At 60.1% G+C, this 5,683-nt stretch carries 5 protein-coding genes and 1 pseudogene; 5 read left to right on the top strand and 1 reads right to left on the bottom strand.

Going from position 1 to position 5,683, the window contains the following annotated elements:
- Positions 1 to 212: pseudogene (locus PMI09_RS10255) on the bottom strand (IS110 family transposase); the annotation flags it as partial.
- Between the two features lie 372 nt (positions 213 to 584).
- Between PMI09_RS10255 and PMI09_RS10250 the strand changes: the two are divergent.
- The 5 genes from PMI09_RS10250 to PMI09_RS10230 form a co-directional block, all read left to right on the top strand.
- Positions 585 to 1,385 (top strand): BtpA/SgcQ family protein, encoded by an 801-nt coding sequence (locus tag PMI09_RS10250; protein ID WP_007792338.1) that lies wholly within the window; start codon positions 585 to 587, stop codon positions 1,383 to 1,385.
- 15 nt (positions 1,386 to 1,400) lie between these two features.
- Entirely contained in the window at positions 1,401 to 2,909 is a 1,509-nt protein-coding gene (locus PMI09_RS10245; protein ID WP_007792336.1) for an FGGY-family carbohydrate kinase, read from the top strand.
- Positions 2,906 to 3,589, top strand: a complete 684-nt coding sequence (locus tag PMI09_RS10240; RefSeq protein ID WP_007792334.1) for an HAD family hydrolase — start codon at positions 2,906 to 2,908, stop codon at positions 3,587 to 3,589. The genes PMI09_RS10245 and PMI09_RS10240 overlap by 4 nt, the downstream gene beginning before the upstream one ends.
- 163 nt (positions 3,590 to 3,752) lie before the next feature.
- On the top strand, positions 3,753 to 4,586 hold the full coding sequence (locus tag PMI09_RS10235; RefSeq protein WP_007792333.1) for a DeoR/GlpR family DNA-binding transcription regulator: 834 nt from the start codon (positions 3,753 to 3,755) through the stop codon (positions 4,584 to 4,586).
- Positions 4,587 to 4,911: 325 nt separating this feature from the next.
- Positions 4,912 to 5,683 (top strand): questin oxidase family protein (locus tag PMI09_RS10230; RefSeq protein ID WP_244423750.1); only part of this gene is annotated, 772 nt, incomplete at its 3' end.

Genomic DNA, 5,683 nt, shown 5'->3' with positions numbered 1-5,683 from the left:
TCGAGCCAGTCATACATCACCACCCAGTTGCGGGTGGCCTCGACCACGGCATGGCTGTTCTCGCGATACCGTTCCAAGAAACCACCCAGCGACTGGCGGTCGTTCTTCACACGCCCCGAGCGCAGCGTCTTGCCAGTCGAATCCTGCACCACCAGATGGCCATAGGATTTGTGGTAGTCGACCCCGATATGGTAGTCATAAGAGGCAGTCATGCTTCCAACTCCCTTGTTGAGATCTGTGAAACCCCAATAAGGTAAGCCGAAAGGCTGGAAGTGTGACTGTTCCTCGATCATCACCTGCATCTCAGTGATCCGTTCTCTCAACGGGCGCGGCCTCTTTCATGCCATCTCCTTATTATGCTGCACCACGATAAGAAACAAAATCGAACTTATCAAATGTTTTTTTTGTTTGCTTACGTTCGTTTCTCTGTCTATGCTTTCGGCATCTCACATTCGTGCTGCGGCCTCCGGAACCGCGCCATGTTTCCCACCAGGCCCCTCGTCGCAAAACCGGCACGGGCCGCACATCGTCACCGGACGGGCAGTTTCGCCCGGAAAAGTCTGACGCCGCTAAAGGATCTGGAAATGGTTTTTGATTGCTTTGGAGCCCGTAAGAAAGTCGTGATCGCCATGGCCCATATAGGGGCGCTGCCGGGTTCTCCGCTCTATGATGCCGATGGTGGCGTCCAGAAACTGATCGATGGCGTGATGTCGGATGTGGAGAAGCTCCAGGCCGGCGGCGTGGACGCCATCATGTTCGGCAATGAGAACGACCGCCCGTATGTGTTCAAGGGCTCGCCGGAAGGCATCGCGGCCATGACGGCGATCGTGCAGGCGATCAAGCCGTCGCTGAAAGTACCGTTCGGCGTCAACTACCTGTGGGATCCGCTGGCCAGCGTTGCTATCGGGGCCGTCACCGGCGCGAGCTTCGTGCGCGAGATCTTCACAGGCCTGTTCGCCTCGGACATGGGACTGTGGCAGCCGGATTGCGCCAGCGCTGCGCGCCTGCGCGCCACTCTCGGCCGCAAGGACATGAAGATGCTGTTCAACATCAATGCCGAATTTGCGCATTCTCTCGACCAGCGCCCGATTGCTCTTCGCGCCCGGAGCGCCGTCTTCTCCTCGCTTGCCGATGCGATCCTCGTTTCGGGTCCGATTACCGGCCAGCCGGCCAATCAGTCGGACCTGCGCGATGTCTGCGACGTCATAAAGGATGTCCCGGTCTTCGCCAATACCGGCGTCAACATCGACAATGTCCGGGATATTCTCGGCATGGCGCAGGGTGTGGTCATCGGCACCCATTTCAAGGTCGACGGCAACACCTGGAATGCGGTTGACGCAAGTCGCGTCAAACGCTTCATGGACGTAGTCGAAACATTGCGCTGACACGGGAACCGCCTCATGACCGTTGTTCTTGGCCTGGATATCGGGACGACCTCGACCATCGGCATCCTGGTCGGGCTACCCGACCGCATATTGGCGACCGCTACCCGCCCGGTCACGCTTTCCTCCCCCCACGCCGGATGGGCCGAGGAGGACCCTGCCGAATGGTGGGCCAATGTGCGAGCCATCGTGACGGAACTCCTGAACGAGAGCGGTATCCAGGCGTCCGAGGTCAAGGCCGTCGGCGCCACGGGCATGTTGCCGGCTGTGGTGCTCCTTGACCGCGAGGGTAACGTGCTGCGTCCGAGCATCCAGCAGAGCGATGGCCGCTGTGGGGCGGAGGTTGCCGAACTTCGGCGGGAATGGAACGAGCCCGATTTTCTCAAGCGGGCCGGCAATGGCATCAACCAGCAACTCGTCACGGCCAAGCTGCGCTGGATCGAGCGGCATGAGCCGGAAGTCTTCTCCCGCGTCGCCACTGTGTTTGGCTCCTACGACTACATCAATTATCGCCTGACAGGCAGCCGGGCCATGGAGCAGAACTGGGCGCTCGAAGCGGGTTTCGTGGATATTTCGACGGGCCTTGTCGACGAGGACCTGATCCGCCTTGCCCATGTCAGGCCCGACGTCCTTCCGCCCAAGCGGGCTTCGCACGAGATCATGGGCTTTATCGATGCCCGCGGCTCGATCGAGACTGGCCTGGCGGCCGGCACGCCAGTCGTCGGCGGCGCGGCGGACATGATCGCCTCGGCGCTCGGGGCAGGTGTCATTGATGCGGGCGACGTGCTCCTGAAATTCGGCGGAGCGGTCGACATTCTCACAGCAACCGATCTCGTAAAGCCCGATCCGCGCCTGTTTCTGGACTACCATCTCGTGCCGGGTCTGTTCATGCCGAACGGCTGCATGTCGACTGGCGGTTCGGCCCTCAACTGGTTCGTCGAGACATTTGCTGGAGGTGAGCGGGAAGCGGCACGGGCCGCGGGGCGAAGCCTTCATCAGCACCTTGATGTCCTGGCTTCTGCCAAACCTGCAGGCGCGGACGGGCTGACCATTCTGCCATATCTGCTCGGGGAGAAGACCCCGATACATGATCCCGCAGCGCGCGGCGTCATTGAAGGGCTCACACTTTCGCACGATATCGGCCATCTCTGGCGAGCCCTCCTGGAGGCCTATGCCTATGCGATTCGCCACCATATCGAGGTTCTGGTCGATATGGGCCACCATCTCAGGCGTTTCCTCGTGTCGGATGGCGGATCGCAGAGCACCGTCTGGATGCAGATCGTTGCGGATGTGCTGAATGCGCCGGTACAGCGCCTATCCGGTCATCCTGGCTCCTGCATCGGGGCGGCATGGACGGCGGCGATCGGCGTCGGCCTTGAAAACGACTGGCGGGGCGTGACCCGCTTCGTCACCTTCTCCGAAGTTCTACAGCCGCAGGCCGAGAACGTTGCTTCATACGGGGAGGGTTACCTCCACTACCGTGACCTCTACGAACGGCTCGCCCCGCGCTGGAGAGCCGGCTCGTGAGTGATGCCGGCTTTCTGGCCGTTGCATGGGATATCGACGGAACGCTGGTCGACAGCGAGCCGTTGCACCATCGCGCACTTGTGGCGGCATCGCGGGGGTTCGGCGTCGACCTGTCCGACCTTCCGGATATGGCGTTTCGCGGCGTCCACATGGGTAACGTCTGGACGCTGTTGCACTCCCGCTTGCCGCAGGGCCTCGCAGAACAGGAATGGCTGGACGCGATCAATCGCCACTATATCGAAAACCGGCACAGCCTGCAGGCCGTGCCAGGAGCGATCGAAACCATCCGGATGCTCGCCGATATCGGCATTCCACAAGCATGCGTTTCCAATTCCAGCAGGGCCGTCGTCGACGCCAATCTTGATGCCATGGGCATTTCGTCCTGCATCCGTTTTTCGATCAGCCTCGATGATGTTGCAGAGGGCAAACCCTCGCCCATGCCGTATCGCGACGCGGCAGAACGCCTGGGGCTTTCGCCTGCATCGATCGTGGCTGTCGAGGACAGTCGCACCGGTCTCGCCTCCGCCAGGGCCGCAGGTCTCTATTCTGTGCTTTTCACCATGCAGAAGGGCGGTCTCGAGGAAGAGGACACGGACCGGCGGCCAGATCTGACGATCGACGCGCTGGCCGGGGTCGCAGCCCTCTTTTCGACAGGCAATGCAATCAGCCATACGTGTTAGGCGAAATGTGCAGCCTGTACTTCCGCACAGAGGTGATCATAATCGCCTGTGCATGGCGTGTTTGATTCGAACAAGCTTTGTTTGAAACGCTTTCCCTTTCGGCTAAGCTAGCTTTTATCTTCGTCGCAACGGACATTGGCGACAAACGAAAGACAAGAGGCAGATGGCGAGGGAACAGTCGGCGTTGAAAACGAATGAACGGCCCAAATTCCTGGCGCAGGTCAGGCAGGCCGCAATTGTCGAAGCGATCGGCCGCTTCGGCTCCGTGACCGTAAGCGATCTGGCCCAGCAGCTCTCGGTGTCGGAAATGACCGTCCGCCGCGATCTCGTAGAACTCGAAAAGGACGGCAAGCTAATTCGCACCCATGGCGGCGCGGTGAAGCCAGATCGTGCGCCGGCGATGCCGGTCAGCGAAAGTGCCGACAGCGAAGAGCCAACCTTCGAAACCCGCCTTGTTCGAAACGAGCACCTGAAGAGGCGGATTGCTTCTGCCGCCGTCGATCTTGCGGCGGGAGCTCGCAGCATCGCGCTCGACGTTGGAACGACCACCTATTTCGTATCGGAAACCCTGGCAGTGCGTCCGCACACGAAGATCTTCACCAACAGCATTCGCAGCGCCGCACATCTGGCCGGAAGAGGAGCGGAGATCTATCTCGCCGGCGGTCGAATTCGCGGCGAGGAAATGTCCACGAGCGGCTCTTCCGCTGTGAGCCAGTTCGAATCCCTGTGGTTCGACGTGGCCTTCGTCGGTGTTTCCGGCCTGACGCCAGAAGGGATCTTCGACTATTCGTTCGAAGAAACGGACATGAAGCGTATCTATCTTTCACGAGCGTCCCGGCGTGTGGTGTTGTGCGATTCAACCAAATTCAACAATATGTCTCTGGTGTATGTGGCCGCGTTGACGGAGTTTAATACGCTTATCTGTGACGAAATGCCGACGGGCGACCTCTATAAGGCGCTGACCAACGCAAACGTGGAAATTATCGTCGCTAATTGACCGGGCCAGCTCATGGTCGGTTTTCGTCGGAACCAGCCGGGCAGGCCAGCCCCGCGGGTAGTATGCATGTCCACGACGCAGTTGTCCCTAAATCCGGATCACGATTGCTTTCTGAGAAAGTGCTTGTCCTTTTGAAGACGTAAGGATGGGCGTTGCATGCGCTGAGCGTCCGAACGATAACCTGCTGGAAATTCCCGCGGAGTGAGAGGGGGCAGGTTGCTATTTGTTGCTTTTTGTTAGAGATTGTTCTTTATTCGTGAATTGATGCCTATGACTCATTTCCGATGGGCAAAAGTCTTCGGACAGAAAAACGGTGCGCGCGATCATGTTCACTTCCTTGAAAGGCATTTATCCCGATCCGTCGGCCGGGGAGCGGCTGCCCTCGTTGATAGCCGATATCGGCCGTCACAGCGGTGAGTTTCCGGTCCTGCTTGCCAACCATCTTCCCATGGTGCTCGAAGCCATGGGGCGGCTCGGCGCTTCACCAGGGCGGCTGGAAGAATATGCGGAGCATTACACTCGCATTCATGCCGTTCCGTTTCCGGCGGCGCCGGTCAGGCAGCTCGATGCCTCGAACTGGGAAACGGTGCTGGGGCAGCGCGAGCATGAGGGCGACCTGCGGCGCTTCTTCCAGGGGGTCGTTGCCGAGATAGGCGGGCAGGCAGCCATCCGGCGTTACCTGCCACGCCTCTTTTCCGGCGTTGCCGCTTCCGCCACCCATGGATTGATGCGGCTCGCCTATGCGGTGCTTCGCAACGACGATACCGAGATTGCCGTCGCGCTCGGCTACTGGGCGGCCACCTACCTTTCTTACGAAGCCATTCCGGCCGATCGCCGGCGCGACGTCATCGATCCGGCCGCTCTTTTGCTCGATATGCGTGCCGATCCGCGGCTTCGCAATATCGTCGCACCGACCTATCTGCTCTGGAAATGGATCGAGGCTATGGGCAAGGTGCCGGCGTTTCAGGAGCGGCTCGGGCGTTTGGCGCCGTCGCCGGATCTGCTGGGCCGGATGCGTCCCGCATCCCTTGCGCTGTTTGCGGCGACAATGAGTTTCGAGACGCTGCATGCCGTCACCGGCTGCCATTGGCTGGGGG

This window comes from Rhizobium sp. CF122 (genome assembly GCF_000282035.1).
Lineage (GTDB): Bacteria > Pseudomonadota > Alphaproteobacteria > Rhizobiales > Rhizobiaceae > Rhizobium.
This window is presented reverse-complemented; position numbering and strand designations above follow the sequence as displayed.